The organism is Oscillatoria sp. FACHB-1407, assembly GCF_014697545.1.
In the GTDB taxonomy this organism is placed as follows: domain Bacteria; phylum Cyanobacteriota; class Cyanobacteriia; order Elainellales; family Elainellaceae; genus FACHB-1407.
The window spans coordinates 92,410-116,282 of sequence record NZ_JACJSA010000002.1 but is presented as its reverse complement, the minus strand read 5'-3'; the positions used below and the strand labels follow the sequence as shown (position 1 = coordinate 116,282).

General features: G+C 49.6%; 14 protein-coding genes, 1 other RNA gene and 1 pseudogene. 8 read left to right on the top strand and 8 right to left on the bottom strand.

Annotated elements, in window-relative coordinates:
- Window positions 1-636 precede the first annotated feature (636 nt).
- Window positions 637-1,019: a transfer-messenger RNA gene (ssrA, locus tag H6G89_RS03720) on the top strand.
- A gap of 292 nt (window positions 1,020-1,311) precedes the next feature.
- Here the strand turns inward: ssrA and H6G89_RS03715 are convergent.
- Both H6G89_RS03715 and H6G89_RS03710 read right to left on the bottom strand, forming a co-directional pair.
- Window positions 1,312-2,661 (bottom strand): class I SAM-dependent methyltransferase, encoded by a 1,350-nt coding sequence (locus H6G89_RS03715; protein WP_190503946.1) that lies wholly within the window; start codon window positions 2,659-2,661, stop codon window positions 1,312-1,314.
- A gap of 306 nt (window positions 2,662-2,967) precedes the next feature.
- On the bottom strand, window positions 2,968-4,758 hold the full coding sequence (locus H6G89_RS03710) for an ArnT family glycosyltransferase (RefSeq protein WP_190503945.1): 1,791 nt from the start codon (window positions 4,756-4,758) through the stop codon (window positions 2,968-2,970).
- A gap of 244 nt (window positions 4,759-5,002) precedes the next feature.
- Between H6G89_RS03710 and H6G89_RS03705 the strand changes: the two genes are divergently transcribed.
- The 3 genes and pseudogenes from H6G89_RS03705 to H6G89_RS03695 all read left to right on the top strand — a co-directional run.
- Window positions 5,003-8,281 (top strand): S41 family peptidase, encoded by a 3,279-nt coding sequence (locus tag H6G89_RS03705; protein ID WP_190503944.1) that lies wholly within the window; start codon window positions 5,003-5,005, stop codon window positions 8,279-8,281.
- A 257-nt stretch (window positions 8,282-8,538) separates the two neighbouring features.
- Entirely contained in the window at window positions 8,539-8,865 is a 327-nt protein-coding gene (gene trxA / locus H6G89_RS03700) for a thioredoxin (protein ID WP_190503943.1), read from the top strand.
- A gap of 48 nt (window positions 8,866-8,913) precedes the next feature.
- Window positions 8,914-9,171, top strand: a pseudogene (locus H6G89_RS03695) (Uma2 family endonuclease); the annotation flags it as partial.
- A 61-nt stretch (window positions 9,172-9,232) separates the two neighbouring features.
- Here the strand turns inward: H6G89_RS03695 and H6G89_RS03690 are convergent.
- From H6G89_RS03690 to H6G89_RS03675, 4 genes are read right to left on the bottom strand one after another with little or no spacing between them, the layout of a single operon-like run.
- Complete coding sequence (locus H6G89_RS03690) at window positions 9,233-10,192, bottom strand: HNH endonuclease (RefSeq protein ID WP_190503942.1); 960 nt, start codon at window positions 10,190-10,192, stop codon at window positions 9,233-9,235.
- Between the two features lie 20 nt (window positions 10,193-10,212).
- Window positions 10,213-10,584, bottom strand: a complete 372-nt coding sequence (locus tag H6G89_RS03685; protein ID WP_242059812.1) for an AbrB/MazE/SpoVT family DNA-binding domain-containing protein — start codon at window positions 10,582-10,584, stop codon at window positions 10,213-10,215.
- Between the two features lie 56 nt (window positions 10,585-10,640).
- Window positions 10,641-11,105, bottom strand: coding sequence for a type II toxin-antitoxin system VapC family toxin (locus H6G89_RS03680; protein WP_190503941.1), 465 nt, complete (start codon window positions 11,103-11,105; stop codon window positions 10,641-10,643).
- Entirely contained in the window at window positions 11,106-11,369 is a 264-nt protein-coding gene (locus tag H6G89_RS03675; RefSeq protein WP_190503940.1) for a hypothetical protein, read from the bottom strand. It lies immediately after the preceding gene.
- Between H6G89_RS03675 and H6G89_RS03670 the strand changes: the two genes are divergently transcribed.
- Entirely contained in the window at window positions 11,363-11,614 is a 252-nt protein-coding gene (locus H6G89_RS03670; protein WP_190503939.1) for a hypothetical protein, read from the top strand. The genes H6G89_RS03675 and H6G89_RS03670 overlap by 7 nt on opposite strands.
- Window positions 11,580-13,928: a penicillin-binding protein 1C gene (gene pbpC, locus H6G89_RS03665; RefSeq protein ID WP_190503938.1), complete on the top strand. Its 2,349-nt coding sequence runs from the start codon at window positions 11,580-11,582 to the stop codon at window positions 13,926-13,928. The genes H6G89_RS03670 and pbpC overlap by 35 nt, the downstream gene beginning before the upstream one ends.
- 297 nt (window positions 13,929-14,225) lie before the next feature.
- Here pbpC and H6G89_RS03660 read toward each other — a convergent pair whose 3' ends face one another.
- Window positions 14,226-16,316 carry an ABC transporter substrate-binding protein gene (locus H6G89_RS03660; RefSeq protein WP_190503937.1) on the bottom strand — a complete coding sequence of 697 codons (2,091 nt, stop codon included), beginning with the start codon at window positions 16,314-16,316 and terminating at the stop codon, window positions 14,226-14,228.
- Between the two features lie 351 nt (window positions 16,317-16,667).
- Here H6G89_RS03660 and H6G89_RS35540 point away from each other — a divergent pair, with 351 nt between their 5' ends.
- The gene (locus tag H6G89_RS35540) at window positions 16,668-16,763 is read left to right on the top strand and encodes a tetratricopeptide repeat protein (RefSeq protein ID WP_190504343.1); all 96 of its coding nucleotides are present in this window, start codon (window positions 16,668-16,670) and stop codon (window positions 16,761-16,763) included.
- Window positions 16,764-17,059: 296 nt separating this feature from the next.
- Here the strand turns inward: H6G89_RS35540 and H6G89_RS03650 are convergent, their stop codons facing one another.
- Complete coding sequence (locus tag H6G89_RS03650) at window positions 17,060-17,794, bottom strand: Uma2 family endonuclease (RefSeq protein WP_190503936.1); 735 nt, start codon at window positions 17,792-17,794, stop codon at window positions 17,060-17,062.
- Window positions 17,795-17,957: 163 nt separating this feature from the next.
- Between H6G89_RS03650 and H6G89_RS03645 the strand changes: the two genes are divergently transcribed.
- Complete coding sequence (locus H6G89_RS03645; RefSeq protein WP_242059811.1) at window positions 17,958-23,831, top strand: alpha-2-macroglobulin family protein; 5,874 nt, start codon at window positions 17,958-17,960, stop codon at window positions 23,829-23,831.
- The last annotated feature ends 42 nt before the right edge of the window (window positions 23,832-23,873 follow it).

The window sequence follows — 23,873 nt, the reverse complement described above, 5'->3', positions numbered from 1 at the left end:
TACTGATCTTCCTGATCGAATGGGCTACTTGCTTCATTACCTATAGGAGTGGGTTACCATCCGGACGGTTACGACAATTCAGCTCATCTACTGAGGGATCAACCTGCTGCTGGCGATGCGAAGCCATTTTCCTGAGGGCAGTGCAACGTTCCCTGTTGGAGTTAATCGCTCAGTAGGGCGAGGATCAATATCAGCAACCACTCGAATAAGCAATCACTAATGCCGACATCGTTCTAGTGATTTCCCTGAATCAGGGATTAGCTTTAATAATTAGGTTCAGTAGAAACTTGAAAAATCGGTCGGCACCTGTGTTGATTCTTAACGGTAGAACAGATTAGAACCAACTGGAGTGAGTCAATTGAGCTAACTAAACTTCAGCTAACTAATAAAGCTAACTTAATCGTGAGCTAAGTTAGGAACTTTTATCACTTATGGAGAAAAAATAGTAACGTCATGATCCCTATGTCTCTGTATTTTTTTGTACTTGCGTAATTTTTCGTTAAAAACTTTAGAACTAAACAGAGTTTTAACACTACCAGTCCATTGATGTCTGTAATTTTGGTTAAATTTCATCTTGCCCTAACACTCATTTAAATTCGCTATAATGGTTGAGCTAAGTTGAGTTAAGTCAAGCAAGGGGCTGTAACGGTTTCGACGTTTTGGCGAACGCTACTTTGTGATGCAGGTCGAGAGTGAGTCGTCTCTCGAAAATCAAAGGCTCAAAAGAATAGATGCAAACAACATCGTTCCTTTTGCTCGTAAGGCAGCTGCTGTTGCTTAAACACCTCTTATAGGTTCGAGCGTCTACAGTTTGACTCCGTTAAGGGCTGTGGACAAAATTCAACGGATGCTCTAATTGTGTGCCTCTGGTCGCACATTAGCTAAGACTTCACCAGAGCATCCCACCGTCCGGGATAAGGGACGGTTCCCGCTTTGAGGATCAGAAAAGCTAAACCTGTGAATGAGTGAAGTACTAATACCCAGGGCGGACACGGGTTCGACTCCCGTCAGCTCCATTGAATGTCATTCCATCTAAAGGTTGGAGCTATATCTGACGTCAATTCGGGTTGAGCACCTGGCGAATCAATTCGCGGCTATCAAAGCGAAGTCCGCCGACGCGGACTACCGGAAATCAAAGGTTTACTCAATCAACGCAGATCGGTTTTGTTTGTATAGCCGCAGCCACATGCGATAAGCGAAGGCGAGTCAGGAAGTTTTCCCAACACTAGGGTTTGAGCCACTGCCTTTGCCTTAAGCTTTCTGACCAAAGCTTATAATTCCCATTCCTAAGAAGAGTTGGCATCTCACCACTCATTTTGCCCCTTCAACATAGAGCGATTCATAATGTCGTTCTTCTAGATCAATCGAGGAGTCAAACTCTCGTAATTTGACATCTCGAAATCCGGCTTTTTGTATGACTGCAACTAAATTATTAGCATCAAATAGATGGCAGTGTTGTCCTGCCATATAGGCGATGTAATTAACATAATCAATAGGTGAATGATAGTGAAGTGCAGGCTTAAATAAACAGTAGCGATCGGGATCAAACTGGTCAGGGTTGAGATACCCATTGATGTAAATTGAGGCGTCAGGAACAGCAGCTCTAAAGCGTCCTCCTGGCTTTAAGACACGGTAGGATTCTGCTAATAAAAAACCTAACTCATAAGGATAGTAGAAGTGTTCTAAGACATGAGACGAATAAATCTGGGTGACTGACTCATCGGGAAAGGGTAATGGCTGCGTCAGGTCGAGTACCAAATCAGAGTTTCCCCCCATGTCGATCGACGTCCATCCCGGAAGGGTTCGCCCACCTGCCCCTAGCTCTAACTGAATGGGGTCTTCACCGTCTAACAAAGTTTGAATAACAACTTGATTTTGTTCTGCCACTTGTTGAGCTTGCACAGCATTCTCGTCAAATCTCACGGCGACATCTGACAGAATTTTGATAGCCGTTGGGTTTTTAATTAACTCAGGTTGTTCATCAGTTGAAGCTGCTTTGGGGTGACAATCCCAACTCAAAATCTGAATATTTCCCCAGGGTTTAGTCCAATCTTTGGCTGAGAAATCTAACAGCAGTTGGCACTCAGGGTGAGATGCGACGAAATCTTGCGTTGCCTGATTTGTTGTGTTTAGATCAGTCCCTCCCATCATGATTAATGCTCGCTCAGCTAACGCAGGCTTCGCTAATAGCAACGCCATCAAATGGGAGCGGTAATCATGCAAACCGTCATACACCAAAATACCGATCTTTTCCGAGATTTCTAGAGTCCGTAATTCCAGTAAGAAATCTTCAAAGTCTTGGTTATATAGAAAAACTTGATCTTCAAGTCCAAACCTAGCCAGAGTGCTTGCTAAAGTTTCAAAATCGTCTTCTGGCGCATCACCATCAGCCGGAATGACATTATAAATCACCTGTCGAGTTGGATGATTTAACAGCGCAGCTACAAGGTTAGGAGCTTGTTGAGTCCCAATGAAACAAATCAGTTCATCTGGCTCTAAAGCACTGGTTGCGATGTTTAACAATTGCAACAGATAAGCTGTTGTTTTGCCCTTAGTTTCTATCAGAATGGTTTGAAATTCATCTGACTTTAAACTCACGGAGGGAGAACCCCAATTCTCGTAGTGATGGGGTAGTTTGTGCATGAATGAGTTGTAATCCAAGGTCTACCTCTCAGTAAATCAGGAGAATCAGGGATTGCAGCCAATTACAATCTCGCTTTGCTTAAGGTTACTGATAAGTTTGGGTGATTGTCGAGGTAACCCCTGAAAAGGCTAGATAACGCCGATGCGATTGTAACGTTAACCTGAGGTCTTGGCGGTTGAAACCGCAGCTACAAGAGCAAAACCGACCTGCGTCGGTTCGGCAAACCTTGATTTTCCGTAGTCTGCGTCGGCAGACTTGGTTCTGATAGCCGCGAATTAATTCGTCAGGTGGTCAACCCAAATTGATGTTAACGCTATTCCTGATTATTCCAACGGTTGCTTGACCCGAATCAACTCATAGGCACCCGATCGCTGAAGGGTTGTGAATTCCCCCGGTTTCAGATTTAACTCCTGCAACTTGCGGGGCAGACCCAAAACCATGACTGACGTTGGGGCATTGCGGCGAAATCGGAAGGGACGACGCAACCAAGGGGCTAAATCTTCGGTGTGAACGACATAGGTAATCGGCAACTGGGTATAAAACACAAGGCTGGGCTTGGGGAAGCCAACCATAATCAGTTGCTCAGTGGGCTGTTGCTGTTGCAAGGCAGTTGCCGCTAGTTGCCGCAGGGGTAGCTGACGTTGCGCGTCAATCAGGGTCATAAAGGGCATGGCGGTGAACAGGATGAACACGCCGATCGCCACGGTGTGAATTAGCCAACCCCAACGCCCCTGCCGCAATAGCAACGCAACGAGTTGTAGCAGAGCCGCGATCGCCACAATCACCGCACCCCCCGTGAGAATACCCGATTGCTGCACGATTTCGGGGAAGTTGGGCATTGCCGGATCGCCCGACAACCAGCGAGGACTGATCGCGATCACAACTGCCAATATCGCCAGAAACCCAACACTGAACAGGCTGCTGATCCATACGCCTCGACTCAGGCGCGATCGCTCCACCTCTTCACTCCACAACACCGCCACCAGCATCGCCGCTGCCGGAATTAGTGGGAGCACATAACTCGGCAGCTTGGTTTCAGCGATTGTAAAAAAGCCAAACACCGCCACGAACCAACTCAAAGCAAACACACTCAAATGCGCCGTGCGGGGTTGGTTGCGCCAGAGGGCAGGTCGCCAAAACCGCAAACGGGCGATCGCACTGGGCAAATAGAGCGACCAGGGCGCAAACCCCACCAACACCACCCCAAAGTAGAAGAACCACGGGGCTGTGTGGTTGTTGACCGCGCGGGTAAACCGCTGAAAGTTGTGATAGCCAAAGAAAGAATCGATAAAGGCATCCCCATTTGCCAACGTCACGAGGATATACCACGGTAAGGTCAACCCCAGGAAAATCAACGCTCCCTGCCAGAGCCGCAGTTCTCGCAGCACTGCCCGAAACTGACCGACGTAGAGCAAGAACAGGGCGATCGCCAACCCCGGCAACACCACACCAATGGGGCCTTTAGTTAACACCGCCAACGCCAGCAGCACATAGCACGCCAGATACCATCGCGGTTTTGCGGGTGAGTCAGTCGGTTCAGTGTAGCCCCAGAAGAATGCCAGCATTGCCGTCCCGATACAGCCACTCAAGAGCATATCGGACACTCCCGTCCTCGCCCAGAGAATGGTTTGCAGATTAAACGCCATCAGGACTGCCCCAATCCAGGCGGCAAGCCATCGCTGGTGATGGGGTTGCAGTCGAGACATCCCACCCTCATTAGAGGACTGTGGCAGAACGGCAAACCGTTGGAGCGTCAACCATCCAAACACGGTCAGGGCGATCGCGGAGAGTGCCGAGGGCAACCGCACTGCCCATTCATTCACCCCGATGATGTGGTAGGCGATCGCCATGAACCAATAGACCAGTGGAGGCTTATCAAAGCGCGTCGCATTGTTGAAGTAGGGCGTGATCCAGTCTCCAGTAACCGTCATCTGTCGCGCCGCTTCGGCAAACAGCGGTTCCGTCTCATCCACCAACCCAGTACTGCCCAATCGCCACAAGAAGGCGATGCCACACACTAACCCCACCCAACCCACTGAGAACAGCCACAACCGAGACGGTCGCTTTTCAAAGGATCGCAGGAGGGAATCGAAGAGATGTGTGGGAGATTTCATCAAACGGTCAGTCCAGAAGCCACAGAGAGAATCCAGACCCTACTTTACTTCAAGACCGAAGATGGAGGAAGAGTAGGGAAAAGGATAAGGGATGAAGGATAAAAAGAGAAGAAGAAAAGAAATAACCCTACTCTCCACTCCCCATTCCCTACTCCCTGTCCCTAAAGGAAATCTGTGAGATCAGCAGTACCTCTTTTTTTGGGTTTATTATGACGTTCCTACCACCCCTCTAAGAGTTACGGGCATGACTAGACAAGCAGGTTATTATCGGTTCCCCACGATTCATGGCGATCGCGTTGTTTTTGTCTGTGAGGACGATCTGTGGAGTGTTCCTGCTGCGGGGGGTGTGGCAAGTCGGTTAACAGCCAACCTGGGTGAGGTCAGTCGTCCCTATTTGTCCCCAGATGGGAGTCAGTTGGCATTTATTGGGCGAGAAGAAGGGCACGCCGAGGTGTATTGTCTGCCTGCCGAAGGGGGTGTGGCTCAGCGATTAACCTTTTTGGGAGCGCAAACGTCCGTGGTGGGTTGGAGTCGCGATGGACAGTCCATCTTGTTTTCCAGCAATTCAGCGCAACCGTTTCGGCGCATCTTCAATCTCTATGCCATTGACCCGCAAGGAGGCTTACCAGAGCGATTGCCCTATGGTCTGGCGCATCACATTGCCCTGGGAGCCAATGGTGGGGTCGTGCTGGGCAGAAACACAGGTGATCCAGCCCGGTGGAAACGCTATCGCGGCGGTACGGCAGGCGTCCTGTGGATAGACCCGGAGGGTAGTGGCACATTCCACAAACTCTTAGACTTAAATGGCAACCTGACTGCGCCCATGTGGGTGGGCGATCGCATCTACTTCATCTCCGACCATGAGGGCATTGGCAACCTCTATTCCTGCACGCCCCAGGGTGAGGATGTGCAGCGACACACCGATCACTCGGAATACTATGCCCGTAACGCTTCAACCGATGGTTCCCGCATTGTCTATCATGCCGGAGCAGAGCTGTTTTGCTTTGATCCAGCGATCGCTTCGACTCAGAAAATTGAGGTAGAGTTTCACAGTCCACAGGTGCAGCGGCAACGCAAGTTTGTTGAAGCCGGTCGCTACTTAGAGGACTACAACCTGCATCCCGAAAGCCATTCAACCCTGATCACCACACGGGGCAAAAGCTTTCACTTCGGCAACTGGGAAGGAGCCGTGCTGCAACTGGGGCAACCTGATGAGGGACGCTATCGCCTGACGCGCTGGCTCAACGACCAAAAACGCTTTGTTACCATCACCGATCGCGCAGGGATAGAGGCACTGGAGATCTTCAACACTGACACTGACTTTCCCTCTGAGCGGTTAGATGGGCTAGATCTGGGGCGATCGATCGATTTGGAGGTGTCGCCTGTGGCGGATCAGGTGGTGTTATCGAACCATCGCTATGAGCTAATCTGGGTTGACTTAGAAACTCGCCAGAGCCGCGTGCTCGATCGCAGCCCGTATTACCGCATCGCTGGATTTTGCTGGTCGCCCGATGGTCAGTGGGTGGCTTACAGTTGTGCAGAAACGCCGCAGACCTTCTCCATCAAGCTATGCCATGTGCAGGATGGCACGGTGCATCGCCTCACGCCTCCCCGTTTCCGCGATATCGAACCCAACTTTGATCCAGAAGGTAAGTTTCTCTACTTCCTCTCGGTGCGCGAGTTTAACCCCGTCTACGACAGCATTTACTTTGATCTGGGGTTCCCCCTGGGGATGCGTCCTTTTCTGATTACGCTGCAAAAGGATACGCCATCTCCGTTTATTCCGGTTCCAAAGCCATTCCGGGCGAACGGCAAAAACGGCTCTAACGGCAAATCTGAGGCTGCAAAGTCTGAAGATAGCGATGCCTCGACGGATGTACCGCCGGAAGAAACGGGATCTGATCAACCCGCTCCTAAAACAGTCACCATTGACCTGGATGGTATCGAGCACCGCATCGTCGGCTTTCCGGTGCCAGAGGGACGTTATCACCAAATCATTGGGGTCAAAGGCAAGGTGCTGTTCAGTTCTGTGCCCATTCAGGGAAGCCTCGATCGCCGGGGTTGGACAAGCTCAGAGCCAGAAGCCAAAGCTGTTATTGATATGTACGATTTCAGCGAACAAAAGCAAGACCGGGTTGCCAATGATGTCACTAGCTTTAAAGTCTCCAAAGACGGCACGCTGATCTACCGTTCTGGCAATCGCTTGAGAGTGTGTGCGATCGCCCCCCTCAATGGCAACGGTAAAGGCAAAGAGGATCACAAACCCAGTCGCAAAACAGGTTGGCTCGACCTCAAGCGAATTCGCTCTGCTGTCGTGCCTCAGCAAGAGTGGCGGCAGATGTTTCGCGAGATCTGGCGATTGCAACGCGAGCAGTTTTGGACAGCAGATATGTCTGGCGTCGATTGGGATCACGTCTACGATCGCTACACTCCTTGGTTAGAAAAAGTGACCACTCGCTCCGAATTTTCTGACCTGATCTGGGAGATGCAGGGCGAATTGGGCACCTCTCATGCTTACGAAATGGGCGGTGACTACCGCAAAGAACCCGACTATCGACTGGGCTTTTTAGGAGCCGATTTTGTCTACGATGCAGAGCAAGACGTTTACCGCATCGAACACATTGTGCGCGGTGATGGCTGGAGCGATGAGTCAGACTCACCCCTCAATCAAGTCGGGCTGAACTTGCAGGAAGGCGATGTGTTGTTAGCCGTTGCTGGACGCCGTGTGAATCGCCACCGTTGCCCCCAAGAACTGCTCGTGCATCAGGCTCATTGTGAAGTCACTCTAACCTTTGCCAGTGCTGAATCAGACGCCTCCCACACGCTGACCGTGAAGACGTTAGGAGACGAAACGCAAGCCCGTTATCGGGAATGGGTTGAGCACAATCATCGTGTCGTCACCGAGGCTACTGACGGCAGAATTGGCTACGTCCACATCCCTGACATGGGCCCCAAAGGCTATGCCGAGTTTCACCGTTACTATCTGGCGGAAGTCCACAAACCGGGATTAATCGTAGATGTACGCTACAACGGCGGTGGTCACGTCTCGCAACTCATTCTTGAAAAACTGGCACGACAACGCATCGGTTACGACATCTCACGCTGGGGACAACCCGAACCTTATCCCGCTGATTCAGTGTTGGGGCCAATGGTGGCGATCGCCAACGAACACGCAGGCTCTGACGGGGATATCTTTAGCCACTGCTTCAAACTGATGGGCGTTGGTACGCTCATCGGCAAACGCACCTGGGGTGGTGTGATTGGTATCTTCCCGCGACACACCCTGGTCGATCACAGCGTCGTCACTCAACCCGAATATTCCTTCTGGTTCCAGGATGTCGGTTGGGGTGTTGAGAACTACGGCACTGACCCCGACATCGAAATCGACATCGCTCCTCACGAGTGGGCACAGGGCAAAGACCCGCAACTCGACAAAGCCATTCAACTCGTTTTGGAGCAGTTGGAGAAGAATCCTGTAGCGTTACCTGACTTTAGCGATCGCCCTCGACTGCCATTGCCGTAAGGAAGAGAGAAGAAGGAAAAAAGAAGAGAGAAGAGAGAAGAGAGAAAAAGGCTGAAGGATAAAGGATGAGGGATAAAACAGATTTGTCCCTCTATAGCCGTAGCTACATTCGATGGGACGGAGGCGAGTCAGGAAGCTTTCCCAGCATCCAGGTTTGAGCTATTGCCTCTGCCTTAAGCTTTCTGACCAAAGCTATAAAGGGGATTGGATTAAAGTGCGATCGCCATGGGAGAATAAGTCTTTCATGAGACTTATTTATGCCTGCTGCTTACATCCAAAATGAAGCCGAGTTTGATGCCTTACTGAATTCAGAGTCCTTGTTTGTGGTCGATTGCACTGCATCCTGGTGTGGTCCCTGCAAACTCATTGCTCCGCTGATCGATCAACTCGCCGATACATACGGCGATCGCGTCAAGGTTCTCAAGTTAGACTTAGATTCTAATAAAGAAGTCGCTAAGCGATATGGCATTCGCAGTATTCCCGCTGTGATGTTCTTTACTCAGGGTGATGTGGCAGAAACCCTGGTTGGTGCGAAAAAGTATGACGAATATGATGCTGCTTTAAGCAAGTATCTAGAAGCGTAGATCGGGTTGTGTGGGGGGCGATCGCGAGTTCCTTTGGGTAGGAATGCGATCGCCCCTGACTGGACAATCGAAATTCTATCGCCGGATCAAAGCCAAACAAAAGTCACCAAAACCATTCTCCATAGTTTGAATCATGGCACTCAAATGGGTTGGCTGATTGATCCGGATGAGCAAACGATTTTTGTGAATATTCCAAAGCAACAAACCAAAGTATTTGATGAGCTAGAACAGCAGCTTCCAGTTCCCTCATTTGCGAATGAATTGAATTTGAATGTTGGGTCGGTGTTTGGCTGGTTATTGGAGTAGGGGCGATCGTTCTTTTGTTGTCGTCACTCCCAACCCAACCCACATCCCACATAGATGAGGTCTATTTCAAATTCTTCAACTTTACATATGGCTCGATCATTCTTTCAATTACTTCATCAACCTGTTCAATCGAGGTTGGTTTAGTTTCTGCATCATACTCATAGAGTATGCTTCGATATGACATATCTGAGAACATGCCCTCAACAAGTGCAAAGCGTCCATCTGTTAGGAAGAAGGTCGAATTTATATCTTGGTGAACAACATCAGCAAACCAGTTAGCTGCTTTTGTTGCCTCACGAACAAGCTCATTCCAAGCTTTTTCCCATGCATCAAATTGGTTTAGCAATCTGTGATACTTGGCAGGGTCATAAGAGCGAATTCGGTAAAAATAATCAACAGTGAGGTAGTCACCACATCGCTCAGAGTGTTCACGGAACAGATTGAAAGCGGCTGCTATAAATTTGACGAACACCTGCATTGATAGTTCAAGCTCTAGTAGAGTACCTGGCCAGATAGCTAACTGCATACGCTGCTGAAGAACAAATAGGCGACTACTAATGTCACGGGGCCACTGCGAGTTGGAGCTAACAGCATTACTTGCCCACCTATTCCACTCAACTAAGTTAGCCAAAACAACTACTTCGTCAATCAGGTGGGAGTAAATAAGCTGTGACGGATCTTCCGAGTCATAGTTAGTGAGGCATTCATCTACCCATAACTCATGTTCTGTTTTATATCGATGAAGCTCCTCGATAGGATAATCGCTTGGAGCTTTATCAATTTTGGTGTGGCAAGTTGGGCATAACAAAATGAGGTTAGGGTAGGAGTTCCGTTGCTCTGAAGTTAAGATACTTTCACCTCGAGGACCAGAATTCTCCTCGGCAACTATGTGCGCTTGCTCTCCAATCGGAAAAGTATTTGACGTAGAAGAACTATCATAAGCGAGTTTAGTTCGACAGATAGAGCAACGATTAGCTGCTTTCCCCCAAAGTAATTTCAGATCCTTTTGCTTAATACCCATCACAACTTGCGTCCGTCTAATTAAGTTATGAAATTAGCTCTCTCCATTATTCCTTGACGAATCGCATCATCTAGTTCATCTAAGCTCTTTGGGTTTCCCTGATATCTCAAGCATCCTGCGACTTGTGCCAAGGTTGTCTCTGCAAAAGGCTTTTTAGGCTTTTGCAGAATACCATCTCCAACATCGATCGCGACTAGTTCTTGCCCTGCCTCCCAACGATGAGCAGTCCGTAATGTTTCTGGGATGGTTACTTGTCCCTCATCTGATAAACGGGTTATTTCCATTGAACTTAGGGAAGCAACAAAAAAGCTTAATTTTAGCATTAGCACTTGGAATCGATCTTGACGATCGCCCAATTCATGCACTAACCACAATCGCTGACTAGCTACCATAATAAAAGGCAAATACCAGCCTTAAAATAAGGTTTCTGTTGTGTTGTCGTCCTGCGCTATGGGTAGATATTGGGATTTTCAATCAATAGCCCCTGATGAGCAGCGGCTGAATTTAATTCGTTGTCTGCCGATACAAGAATAATGGGCGACAAACCATTATCAATACAGAGCTTATTAACTGCACATCCTGCCGCCAACTGAATTGCATCATAACCACGTAGCCCTTGTGCCTCAGCCAGTGCCATTCCAGAGTTAATAATCTGTTCTGTGATTTCAATAACTTGATAGTCGGTTTGCAAATCGCTCCTCAACTGATTACAAACCAATTTTGCATCTGTGACAGCAATACTACCGTTGCGTACCCTTCGCGTGACTGCTGCAATAATCTCAACCCCTGTAATTGCTGCAACAAAAAATTCATTACCTAACGCAGCATCGAATAACCCTACAACCCAACTTGAACCAGTTTCACCAACATATCGCTTTACAAGCGCACTACTATCTAGAAAGTAGATTGCCATCTATCGACGTTCCCCAACAATCGTTTGAGAAACAGGCTCACCCTGAACCTGGATAAGATGTTGGTGCATCCTGTGTTCAAAAGTTGGGTTCTTAATCTGTCGAACCAAACCAGTCTCTACCAATGCTTGATGGAACGCAGTTCGCTTAGTGGTTGCTTCACCATCTCTCAAATAGTTTTGAATGACTTGACTGAGTTGTTGTAATTCAGACAGTTCCAGTGCCTGTAACTGACTAAGTATTTGATTCAGAATGGCTTGTGGCATTGTTTGCGGATTGCGGGCTAACTTTGCTTCCTATTCTACAAAACTCTAAGCTAAGCATCTCATTTAATACGGCGATCGCCCCATTTCACGCACCAATTGCAATCGCTCCCTACATTAAATCCGATCCATCAACGTTAAGAGCTTCATTACATTCAGAGCGATCGCCCCATTGCGCCACCCATAATTGGGTAGTAGGCAATCCGATCGGTTATGAACTGGAACTGGGGACATCGAATCTGGCGTAAGCTCAACCGTTGGCAACGGGGAGGAGTGCGGCTTCTCCTGGTGGTTCTGCTGTTGGGGTTGATGGTGCGATCGCTCCCTTATTTGGCTCCCATTCCTGCAACCGATATCGCGCAGGATGACCAGGCAGTGACCTTTCGCGATCGCCACGGTGCGTTGTTGGGAACGTTGCTCACCCGTGACCAGGAGCATACTGCTGTTGTGCCTCTGGAGCAGGTTTCACCCCATTTTCTCCATGCCATCATTGCCGCTGAGGACAAGCGGTTTTATCAACATGGAGCAGTGGATCTGTGGGCTGTGGGACGGGCGATCGCAGAGGCAATTCAGGCGCGTCATATTGTTAGCGGTGCTTCGACCATCACCATGCAACTGGCACGAATGCTAGAACCCACTCCTGTAACGCTGTGGGGCAAAGCACAAGAAATTTGGCTGGCGTGGCGACTCGCGGCGGGTATGAGCAAGGATGAGATCTTGCAGGCGTATGTCAACCGTTTGCCCATGGGCGGCAATGTGTATGGTGTGGAAGCCGCGTCACGAGTGTATTTTGGCGTGCCTGCACGAGATTTGACGATCGCCCAGGCGAGTTTGCTAGCGGGTTTGCCCAATGATCCCAATAATCTCAATCCCTACACGCGGTTAATTCCTCTGCAACGCCGACAGGGATACGTGTTGGCGCGGATGGTGGAGGATGGTTACATCACCCAAGCTCAAGCCGATCGTGCCACAACTGGAGGAATCGCGGTGCGATCGCGAGAACAGGGCATTGTTGCGGCTCCCCACTATCTGTTTTGGTTAGCAGATCAGCTACCACCCGATCATCTACCCGACATTCGGACAACGATTGACTTGCCGCTGCAACAGTTTGTCGAAGCGCAAGTGAAGCAGGTGATTCAGTCGTTGGCAACGAACAACGTCCATCAGGCAGCAGCGATCGTGTTGGACAACCATTCTGGGGAGGTGCTGGCGTATGTCGGTTCTACCGATTATTTTTCGGATGCTCAGATGGGGCGCAATGATGGTGTGCAAGCCTTACGACAACCGGGTTCTACTTTGAAGCCATTTCTGTATGAACTGGCTCTCGAAAAGCGGACGATCCGCCCTAACACGATTCTGGCAGATGTGCCCACCTACTATGCCATTCCCGGTGCGAAGCTCTATAGCCCGACAGATTATAGTGAGACGTTTCAGGGACCCGTGCGGGTGCGAGTTGCCCTCGCCAATTCGTTGAATGTACCTGCGGTACGGGTTCTCGAAAAAGTAGGCGTACCTTCCTTTCTGGAACGGCTACATGAATTGGGGTTTCGCCACCTCACAGAAACTCCCGAACACTATGGTTTGGGACTGACGCTGGGAAGTGGCGAAGTCAATTTGTGGGAGTTGGCACAGGCGTATCGGATGATGGCATGTCAGGGTGGAAGAGGCACGATTAATCGCGTCTGTACTAAAACAGGAGAGAGCTTATCCCGCTACACAGAACACGCTGAGGCAACCTGGGCACTGATTACAGATATGCTGAGCGATCGCCATGCACGGGCGCGATCGTTTGGGGTGGATTCGGTGTTGAGTCTGCCGTTTCCGGTAGCGGTGAAAACGGGGACTTCCTCGGATTTTCGGGATACCTGGACGGTTGGGTTTACGACTGATTACACCGTCGCAACCTGGGTTGGCAATTTTGATGGTTCACCGATGCATCAAGTTTCGGGAGTGACGGGAGCCGCACCGCTATGGAGCCGCATTCTGTTGCATCTGCACGAACAGCAGGAACCGAGTGCATTCCTCCCTCCTAGCGGATTGGTGCAGCGTCCCATATGTGCGATATCGGGGGCACGTCCCACTCCTGCTTGCCCAACGGTGGTGCAAGAATATCTTTATCCGGAAGACCTCTACGCCTATGAGCATGAGCCTGACCCGTTTTATGGGGCTGTTGCTACAGGAAATAGTTCCTCTCAACTGCGGTTGCCCCCGGAATACAACGAGTGGTTGGCAACGCAACAACAACCCACGCTCAACCCTGACCAACTCCGTATTCTGACTCCTCGCAACGGCGATTATTTCTTAGCTGCCAATGCCTCATCGGAGAGTAATTCCCGTCTAGAGTTCAAAGTGACAGGACGACAAAACCAACCCGTGGAATGGTGGCTAAATGGAGAGAAACTTGCCACGCAATCAGCGGATTCCTTATTTTGGGCATTACGTCCTGGGGATTGGAGGTTGCAGGTTAAAAGCGGTGAAATGACAGATCAGGTGATGTTTGAGGTGCGAGTGGCTGAGCCGAGCAATAACCCACAACGAGGATTTTCGGTGGTAGGACAATAAGAGGCAACGGGCAGAAGGTAAAAGACTGGTCTAGGCTCAAGTGGAAAAGTTTTTATTGGATGTGCGATTGCTTTTGATGAGAGTAGAAGTGTTTCTGTTTGAAGTTGGAGTATTTCTGTTGAAAGGGCGATCGCTCCTATTTCAAATTTGATGATTCTAGCTATTAATGAAATAGCTGCAATTTAAACGATACAGACTATATTCTCAACTCCTCTAGCAGAACATTAAGTGGCTTCAATACTTGGATCAAGAAATCACAAATCTATTAAAAAGTCACGGATGAGGGATTCTTAAGTTTTAGGTAGATTCACACCCAACTCGCTTAAAGGCATACCCACTACCATTATCTTTCTTACAAACCTCTACCAGAACTCCAATATCTAAACCATCAATTTTTTTGCGATCGCCTTTCTCATCAAATTGGACGGTGCCTTCTCCTAACACTCCATCTGCCTTAAAATTTTGAATGTCTGATAAAGCATTGCGAAGCTTTTCTCGAAGACATTTGGATTTAGCTTGACGATCCCAAAATTGTAGGGATGAAAATCTGCAAGATATTGAGGCTCTAGCTAGCCCCTCGGATATTGCTTTTGTTGCATCATAAGCCATCGCTGTTCGCCAATTGACCTCGAAAGGTTGTCTGTTATCACCCTCTCCATAACCAAATCGATCTGTCGCCTTCTTCTCAAATAATGATGTTGATGTATCAGGGCGATGCCAAGGGACTGCAACCACCATGCCTTCAGTTGCCTTCGTGAGGAATGTTTTGTCATACATGCTATCTGCGCCAAGCAAGCTTAGAAAAAATTGCTGTTCCGACCCCTTGTTTTGCTCATCCTTAATTTCCAAGATCTCACGTAGTTTACCTGAACTTGCATTAGGAGGTACAAGCAGCAATGCCTTCAAGCCCGGCTCATTCTTCAGAAGGTTTGAGCAATCTTCTGAATTTTGTTGAACATTTGTTGGAGCAAGATTGCATTGATTGTCTGCACTGGTAAACATCACTCCCTTAACATTGTTCCCTGTGTAATCCTTTGTAAATGCATCCCTGAAAGACTCACTATATCTGGAGCCGCTTTCATAAATAACGGCCATTTTACGAAAGTCTTGTTTACGGTTTAAGATCTCAGCTTTCAAACTTTGAATAGCGATTGAGTCATCTGTAGCCGTACGAAATACGTAGTTTGCACCTTCTGTACCTTGTTGACTTTGCCCGAAGAGAAAGTCAATACCATCAACATTATTAGTAGTTTTCCTAATGGCAGTACTTGTTGGAGAAATACTAACAAGTTTGTGATGTCCATAAATTTGAGAAGCTGCTTGAGTCGTATCACTTGTAAAATGACCAATGACTCCTAAAACATCCTGATTTTGTACTACAAATTTAGCTGCTTCTTCAGCTACTCTGCGCTCATAATCTATTTTTGATTCGCCTGATGGCTTATTCTCTCCAATAGGTCCGTCATCAACAATGCCAACTACCAACTTCCTCTTCCTTGAACCAATTTCTGAACTGTTATCTGCATTGTTTTCATCCTGTGCTAACGCAACTCCTCTTAGAATTTCTAAGGAAACAGAAGTACCATCTCCTTTCTCATCCTCATATTTTCTGCTTATAGGAACGCTCACAACAACCCTTAAAAAATCCTTCTCTTTTTCAGCTTTTGCATTATTCAAATAAATCAGTGTTTCAGGATCATTAGGACAATTTTCCGGAAGCAAAAAAGTTGTAAAGTTACTAATAGCTTTATCAAGTTGCTCTTCACGTGAATTGACATTAATGTCACTAGTTGAATGACTATCTTTATACGACAAAACACCATTGATTTTCCAATCCCATGCACCCTCACATCTCTTTTTCCAAGAAGTAGGTGGGTCTCCAACTTCAACTGTAAAAGCAGGATCTTTATCTATAAGAATGTTCTCCCCCCAGCTAAAGCAGTCTTGACCAGTTCTAGGGTTACATATGTACTCGCTTATTTGAGTAGCAAAAACAGGTTCAAATACCTCCGAAATTAGAAGAGTTAGAGTAGCAGTAATTAGACCAAACAAACAGTAGCGAACCCAATGAGATTGCATCCAGTTGAGCCTTGATCTATTTCGACCAATGCTAACTTGCTGTTGTGATCGTTTCCTCAATTCAAAGAGAAGACTAGTAACAAAGAGGACCGCTATCCCACCCCAAAAAACTTCTTTTGCGGGCGATTGCTCAACTTTCTGCTTCAGACCTCCGATATCGAAGTTGAAGCACAATATCAAAACAGCCATGACTAGCAAGGTTAATTTTGCAGCATCTCTTGATTGAATAGCTGAAATAAATAATTCGAGAATCCCTTGCAGTATGCTAAGTATCAACTGCAAGGGATTATTTGGGGGCTGATTACTCATAGAATAGTAAATGTATATGTCAATCTAATAGTGCTTGCATTAGAAATGAAGCCGCAACAATCATTATCCTAAAATCACACTAATATGTGAAGTAACTTTCAGTACCAAACTTGGCTTGCCACTACACACTCTAATCGAGCAAAAGCTATATTTTACGATAGAATATTAAATTTTATCTCCAAGGAAGTTAAAATTCAAGCTCTCGTTTAGTTATCCAACTTTTCCAATGAGAGATCTTCAATATATTTAAAGGAGGAGTTGGAATCATTTTAATACTCTTCTCAATCTACTGGGGATCTTCTCCTAAGGTAGTCACTCGATCAATACTGTCACAGAGATGACTATTTTGAAATTGCCACCAGTCTCAACAATCTGGCATTACTCTACGACTCACAGGGACGCTACAGTGAGGCAGAACCCTTCTTTGTGCGATGTTTACAAGTTTGAGTGAAAACCTTGCCAGAAAACCACCCTTACATTCAGGCAGGATTCAATTTTGTATTTGGTGCAGCAGGCGATTAAGGCAGGGCAGGCTGAGGAATTGTCAGATGATCCCATCACTCAGGCGGTGTTAAAGGAGATTGTGGAGGGACGCGATTAATCGTGTGTGCATGAGGATAGGGAGTATGGGAGTAGGGAGTAAAGAGTGGAATTTAGGGCAAAGATTCCCGGTTTTTTAGCATAGGGGTTCTACTGACCAAAAGGGTTAGGTCAAAAGCTGGGGATCTGTGGGCGATCGCTCTTTACAACTCATCTGGGTCAATATTGAGTTCTCGCAGTTTTGCTGCCAAACGCTCAGCTCGTTGTTCGGCTTGTTCTCGTTCTTGTTGGGCAGCGATCGCCACTTCTTGTGGAGAGGGCACCAAGTCGCCATCCGGGGTGAAGTAGCGCAACTGGTTTTCGTAGATGCCCAAGAACAGTTCGAGCTGTTCGCTCCAGAGATATCCGTCACTGCTGGGTTCAAGTGGTTCGTAGTGTCCATTGACGAGGTGAAATCCGGCAAACTCCAGCGTTTCTGGGTCAAACCAGAAGTAATCGTAGACCTTGAGGACATCTTGATAAAGCTGTTTCTTTAAGCCGCGATCAACCTCTGCCGTACTTTCAGATAAAACCTCAACAATAACGTTTGGCGTTTTGCCATCTTCTGCCCACACCACCCAGCTTTTGCGGGGTCTGCGCTCAACGCCCAACACCACAAAGAAATCGGGTCCGCGAAAGTCACGCGACTTCAGCTGTTTTTCGCTGAAATAAATAGTGGAGTTAGCACTGGCATAAAAGTCGGTGCGATTGCGCCAGAGCCAGTTCAAACATTCCAACAGCAGAATGATTTGTTGTAGATGCAGATCGGTTTCCAAGGGCGGTTCATCACTAAATAAATCGCAGGGGGGCAAAACAACGTGGCTGGGCAGATCAGCAATCACCTCAACGGGTTGAGTGGCAGTTGAATCAGCAGTAATAGACTCAGTAGTGACAGACATGGTTAACTCCTGATTGACAGGGGTTGATGACTTTACAGTAACAGACGATGCCCTCACCCAACAGCACGTACTTTCTCGCTGATTGAGTAAAGATTAATATCGTTAAAACCCTTACAGATTAAGAATTATAGGTATCTCTCCACGCAGCCATAATGCGTCGGCTATGACAGAAATGAACTTCTTGCGTGAATTGGTGTGCGTCAAACCGCGCATCAATCCACACTTTCAAAAACCAATTCTGCAAGGGTTAAATGTGTTGGTGAGGGGAATGGGTATGTCTGTTCGCATGGGGAGATTTTGGCGAAACTTTGTTTTGGGGTTGGCACTGGTGTTTGGCATTGCCAGTTGTGATATCGCTGCGTTTCGATCGAGTCAGCCGCTGGCCTCCGTCGATCCGTTGCCGTTACCACAACTCCCGGAGTGGATTGAGCAGATTAGCCCACTGGATCAGGCAGATCCGCTGGCACAGATTCGGGTGCGCTTCAAAGACCCGCTGATTCCGGTGGAGAGTCTGGATAGCCCCGATCAGCAAGACCAACTGAGCAAGTTTGAGGTAATTCCGCCGATTCCTGGGCGGTTTCGATTTTTAACCCCTCGCATGGTGGGCTTCCAGGCAGATCAAGCTCTACCCAAAGCAACCCGATTTCGGGTGACGCTAAAAGCAGGATTGGCGGATCTCAACAATCACCAGCTAGAGCAGGATCTAGCGTGGACGTTTAATACAGAAGCGATCGCCCTCACGAACCTGCCGGGGGCTACTCCAGAATCGGGCAGTACACCAGAGCCGTTTGATCTCAAGCCTGTGTTTCAAGTCACCTCCAACGTGGAGTTGGATTTGAATTCAGTGAAGGAACGAGCCAAGCTGATTCCCGATGGTACTAACGAATCGGTGCCGCTGAAGATGGAGTTGCAGGAAGACACTAACGAGAGTGACACAGGCGAAACCTACAACCAACCGCAAGAGACGTTTGATCCGTCGCAACGCCCCTGGATTTATACCCTGACGCCAGAGCGAGAACTGGCAAAAGCCACTCGTTACAAGCTGGAATTTGCACCGGGATTACGTCCCACACAGGGCAATTTAGTCAGTGAAATGCCCTTTAATAGTCAGCTTGAAACCTACTCACCGCTCACCTTTCGGGGTGTGCAATACGTCGGTCAACCGGATGCGGGAGGAGTCTACGGACGGTTCACGAAGGGCAGTCCGCAATTGAGTTTCAACAATGGCTTGGATGCGGCCTCTGTCCAAGAAAATATCACCATTCAACCTGCCCCTCAAGAAGTGGGGCGATCGCTCCAGGCATACGATGGCGATACATTGGTGGGTCTTAACCCCTGGACATTGGAGCCTGCCACTCGCTACACGATTACGCTGGGGGCTAACCTCAAAGACAAGTTTGGGCAAACACTGGGGCAACCCGTCACGGTGGATTACGAAACCGGGGATGTAGCTCCGGAGTTGTGGGCACCGTCGGGACTGCACATCTTCCCCAATACAAAAGATCTGCAACTGAATATCTCAACGGTCAACCTGCCGCAAAATCAATACAAAGCGACATACCGCGTCGTGCAGCCAACAGATCTGGTGTATACCGATTCTGCCTATCCGTCAGGTGAGGGGAATGATCTGTTGCCCCAACCTACCGCGTGGCAGTCTTTCCCAATTCAAGGAACGAAGAATCAGTCTACTGAAGTCGCAGTGCCCCTGAGAGAAAGGTTGGGCGGCTCCACTGGGTTGTTAGCCTATGGCGTGCAGGCGCGAGCCAACCAGTATCAGCAGGAGGGGCAAACCTTTTGGCGGGAACCGACTTACTACGGATTGGTGCAATTGACAAACCTAGGCGTGTTTGCTCAGTGGTTCCCAGAGTCGGGTTTAGTGCGAGTTCATCACTTAGCGGATGGCTCCCCTGTAAATGGAGCGCAGGTAGAGATCTATCAGTCGAAGTTAGGGGAGAAGAACCGACCAACGCCGACTCCCTGTGCCACGGGTAGAACAGATGCAACGGGAGCACTGCTGCTCAATTTAGAAGCGATACAACGCTGCATTCCTAATGCAGGAACGGGATTCACGGATGCGCCAAACTTGTTGGCGATCGCTCGTGAAGGTCAGGATTGGGCATTTATCCGGGTGCAGGAGTGGAGCGGAGCCTATGGCTATGACGTGAATACCGGATGGGCAGGCAACCGTTCCGAAACACGGGGGGCGATCGTCTCGGATCGGCAGTTGTATCAACCGGGAGAGACGGCCTGGTTCACCGGGTTTATGTATTACCTGCAAAATGGAGAACTGCGTCAAGGCAAGAATGCGACCTACAGTGTCAGTCTGCGCCAACCCGATGGCAGTGAGACGAGTCTGGGAAAGCAACCTACGAATGAGTTTGGCACATTCTCGTTGGAGGTTCCCTTAGCCACGACGCAACCGCTCGGCTTCTACACCATTGTGGCTAAGAGTGGCGATCTGGAGATTTCTGGCGAGTTTCGCGTAGCGGAGTTCAAGCCACCCAACTTTAAGGTCGATTTGTCCCTCGACAAGTCGTTTGCGGTAGTGGGCGAGACGGTCAAAGCCGAGGCACAGAGCAGCTACCTGTTTGGTGCTCCGGTGGAGGAGGGTCAGGCAGAATATTACGTCACTCGCGATCGCGCCGAGTTTGTACCTCCCGGTTGGGAAGACTTTTCGATTGGGCGACAGTGGTTCTGGCCGGAAGAGGAACCCAGCGTTTCGGCAGATGTGCTGCAAGCGGCAGCTTTGTTGGATGAACAGGGAAAGGGCAGCGAGACGATCACAGTGGCGGATGATTTGCCCTATCCCATGACCTATCAAGTCGATGTGCAGGTGTCGGATGTGTCGAATCTGTCGGTTGGCAATTCTCAGACGTTCACCGCATTACCCAGCGATCGCCTGATTGCCCTCAAGAGTGACTTTGTTGCCGAAGCAGGGCAACCCTTTGAGGTGACAGTAGGCGTGCTCAACCCGCAGGGGGAAACCCAGGCGAATGAGCGGGTGCGAGTGGAACTGCAACAAATGATTTACAGCAATGTGACGCAAGTGATCGAGGGGAGTCGCACCAACCGCGATCAGGTGGAATACAAAACCGTAGCGCAGGTGGAAACCCGCTCCGGTAAGACACCTGAACCCGTTTCGCTAACTGCGACCGAAGCAGGAGCCTATCGGATTCGTGCCAACTTCACCAACGCTCGCAATGAAGCGACTGCCACCGATGTCCAAATCTGGATCACCGGGGCAAACGAAGTGAATTGGGGCGATCGCTACACCGATGAGCGCATCGACATCCAACTCGATCAGGAAACGTATCAGGTTGGAGAGACAGCCCGTGCTTTGATTCAGTCGCCTTACCAGGATGCGGAACTCTACTTTGCGGTGGTGCGCCACGACACGCTGTACAAGAGTGTGACCAAAGTGAAAGGAGGGGCACCCCAAATTCAGTTCCAGGTGACACCAGAGATGTTGCCCAATGCGGCTGTGGAGGTGGTGTTGGTGCGACAGGGAGCACCCCTGGAGCAGGTAGAACCTGACAGCCTGGAAGATTTAGTGCGAATTGGATTTGCCCCATTTAAGGTGAATCTGGCAGAGCAATATCTGACAGTGACGGCAACGCCACAATCAGAGTCAGTAGCCCCCAGCACTTCCCAAACCGTACAATTAACGGTCAAAGATCCGCAAGGGCAACCCGTTCAGGGACAAGTCACTGTGATGGTAGTGAATGAGGCGGTGTTGCAACTGACGGGCTATCGTCCTCCCGATTTGGTGGAGACGGTCTACGCCGAGCAACCCATCTCGACTCGCTTTGCCGACAACCGCCCGGATGTGGTGCTGCAACCGCTGACCTCCCCAATTGATAAGGGATGGGGCTTTGGTGGGGGCTATTCCACGGGGGCAGGTAACACGCGGATTCGGACAAACTTTCAGCCGATCGCCTACTACAACGGGTCTGTCCTCACTGATGCGAATGGTCAGGCAAGCGTGACCTTTACCGTGCCGGATAACCTGACTACCTGGCGGGTGATGGCGATCGCCACCGATGGGCAACTTCACTTTGGCAACGGGGAAGCCACCTTCATCACCACACAGCCGTTGATTACGAACGCCATCCTGCCGCAGTTTGCCCGTCCGGGCGATCGCTTAGAAGCGGGTCTATCCGTCACGAACACGACGAATCAGCAGGGAACCGTGGCGATCGAAGGTGCTCTCGACGGTGGATTGCAAGCAGACGATACGTCAATGTCTCAGCAGGGTCAAATCCAGTCGGGTACAACGGCTTACCGCTTCCCGGTGGTGGCGACCACGGCAGGCGAGGCCAGTATTCAATTCTCCACGAAGCTCAACAATGAATCGGATGCCTTCCGGGAAACGCTAGAAATCAAGCCTCTAGCCGTGACCGAACAGGTCGTGGAGTCGGGTACAACGGAAACGCAGGTGCAGATTCCCTTAAAGGTAGATGCCAACGTTCTGCGCGATCTCGGTGGATTGGATCTGTCGCTAGCGAGCACACTGGTTGCCGACATTCAGGTGCCTGCCCGTCAGATTCTCCAGGAAGAGCAACTACCCTTTTTAGAACCTGTGGCTAGTCAGTTGGCGATCGCGGCGAATCTTCAGTTCCTCGCCCTCACCTACGGACAGACGGACGCTCAGTTCATTCCGGTGGCACAAGCGAATGCCGCTTTAGACAAGTTAGTTGCACTGCAACAAGGCGATGGTGGATTTGCGGCTTATCCCGGAGGGCAACAGTCTGATCCCTTTGTTACGCCCTATGCTGCACGGGCGATCGCCACGGCTCGAACGACGTTTGAGGGAGTGACTGCTCCGGCTAATCTGCAACTGAAGCAGGACATGGTGACTCGGTTAGTAGGCTACCTCCAACGGATTCTGGCAGACCCCGGTCAGTACGACTTTTGCAAAGAGCAACCCTGCAAAGACCGGGTTCGTCTGGAGATGTTGTTGGCGTTAGATGAGTTGGGCACCACCCGAACAGACTATCTCGCGGATTTGTACGAGCGGCGTGCTCAATTTGATCCGCTAATGCAGATCAAGTTGGCTCGATATCTGTCGAAGTTCCCTGATTGGCGGGCAGAAGCAACTGACCTGACTAGCCAGGTACAAGAGGCGATCGCTGAAACGGGACGCACTGCTACAGTGAACCTGCCGAATACCTGGCGTTGGCTCAGTTCCCCTACGGTGGCTCAATCTGAGGCACTGCGGTTGTTTGTCACTCGTCAGAGCGATCGCGCTGTAGTCGATCGCCTGGTGCAGGGATTACTCTCGCAGCGGCGCAACGGCACCTGGGGCAATACCTACGACACGGCTGAAGCCCTCACGGCTCTGGTAGATTACAGCCAACTGCAACCGGAGCCACCCAACTTCACAGCCACCGCTCAACTGGCAGGCAAAACCCTGACTTCTACCCAGTTTCGAGGCTACGAAGACTCCAGCGAAAGCCTAACCGTGCCAATGGCGGATTTACCTCAAGGCGAGAACACTCTGACGCTGCAAAAGTCAGGTCAGGGGACGCTGCACTACCTGGCGGCCTATCGCTATCGCTTGCAGGGCAATCCACCGGGACGATTTAACGGCTTGCGGGTGACTCGCACCCTGCGTCCAGCCAACAAACCCGACGTGTTGAAACGATACGGATTGTTTGACGACGAGAAACCACTAACCGTCAAACCAGGACAGGTGATCGACGTGGGCTTAGAAGTGATCAGCGATCGCCCTGTTGATCACGTCCTCATCACCGACCCCCTCCCTGCCGGATTTGAAGCCGTTGATACCAGCTTCCAGACCGCAACGCCTTACTTCCAATCACGCGGCGATAGCTGGCAGATCGGCTATCAGACCATTTACCGCGATCGCGTCGTTGCCTATGGCGACCACCTGGAACCCGGTGTCTACACCCTGCATTACCTCGTCCGCTCCGTCACCCCCGGCACTTTTTCCTACCCCGGTGCCGAGGCTCACCTGCAATATGCTCCTGAGGAATTTGGGCGATCGACTTCGGCTACTCTAGAGGTGACGGAGTGATTGGGAAGGTGGTTCGTCCCTACGAATTGCTGATCTATCCGT

What these genes read in the sequence shown, in the direction of transcription:
- H6G89_RS03650 (WP_190503936.1), bottom strand. Translation starts at nt 17,794, where the DNA reads ATGTCTGTCACTACTGAGTCTATTACTGCTGATTCAACTGCCACTCAA.
- H6G89_RS03680 (WP_190503941.1), bottom strand. Translation starts at nt 11,105, where the DNA reads ATGGCAATCTACTTTCTAGATAGTAGTGCGCTTGTAAAGCGATATGTT.
- H6G89_RS03705 (WP_190503944.1), top strand. Translation starts at nt 5,003, where the DNA reads ATGACTAGACAAGCAGGTTATTATCGGTTCCCCACGATTCATGGCGAT.
- H6G89_RS03710 (WP_190503945.1), bottom strand. Translation starts at nt 4,758, where the DNA reads ATGAAATCTCCCACACATCTCTTCGATTCCCTCCTGCGATCCTTTGAA.
- pbpC (WP_190503938.1), top strand. Translation starts at nt 11,580, where the DNA reads ATGAACTGGAACTGGGGACATCGAATCTGGCGTAAGCTCAACCGTTGG.
- H6G89_RS03660 (WP_190503937.1), bottom strand. Translation starts at nt 16,316, where the DNA reads ATGAGTAATCAGCCCCCAAATAATCCCTTGCAGTTGATACTTAGCATA.
- trxA (WP_190503943.1), top strand. Translation starts at nt 8,539, where the DNA reads ATGCCTGCTGCTTACATCCAAAATGAAGCCGAGTTTGATGCCTTACTG.
- H6G89_RS03685 (WP_242059812.1), bottom strand. Translation starts at nt 10,584, where the DNA reads ATGGTAGCTAGTCAGCGATTGTGGTTAGTGCATGAATTGGGCGATCGT.
- H6G89_RS03645 (WP_242059811.1), top strand. Translation starts at nt 17,958, where the DNA reads ATGACAGAAATGAACTTCTTGCGTGAATTGGTGTGCGTCAAACCGCGC.
- H6G89_RS03690 (WP_190503942.1), bottom strand. Translation starts at nt 10,192, where the DNA reads ATGGGTATTAAGCAAAAGGATCTGAAATTACTTTGGGGGAAAGCAGCT.
- H6G89_RS03675 (WP_190503940.1), bottom strand. Translation starts at nt 11,369, where the DNA reads ATGCCACAAGCCATTCTGAATCAAATACTTAGTCAGTTACAGGCACTG.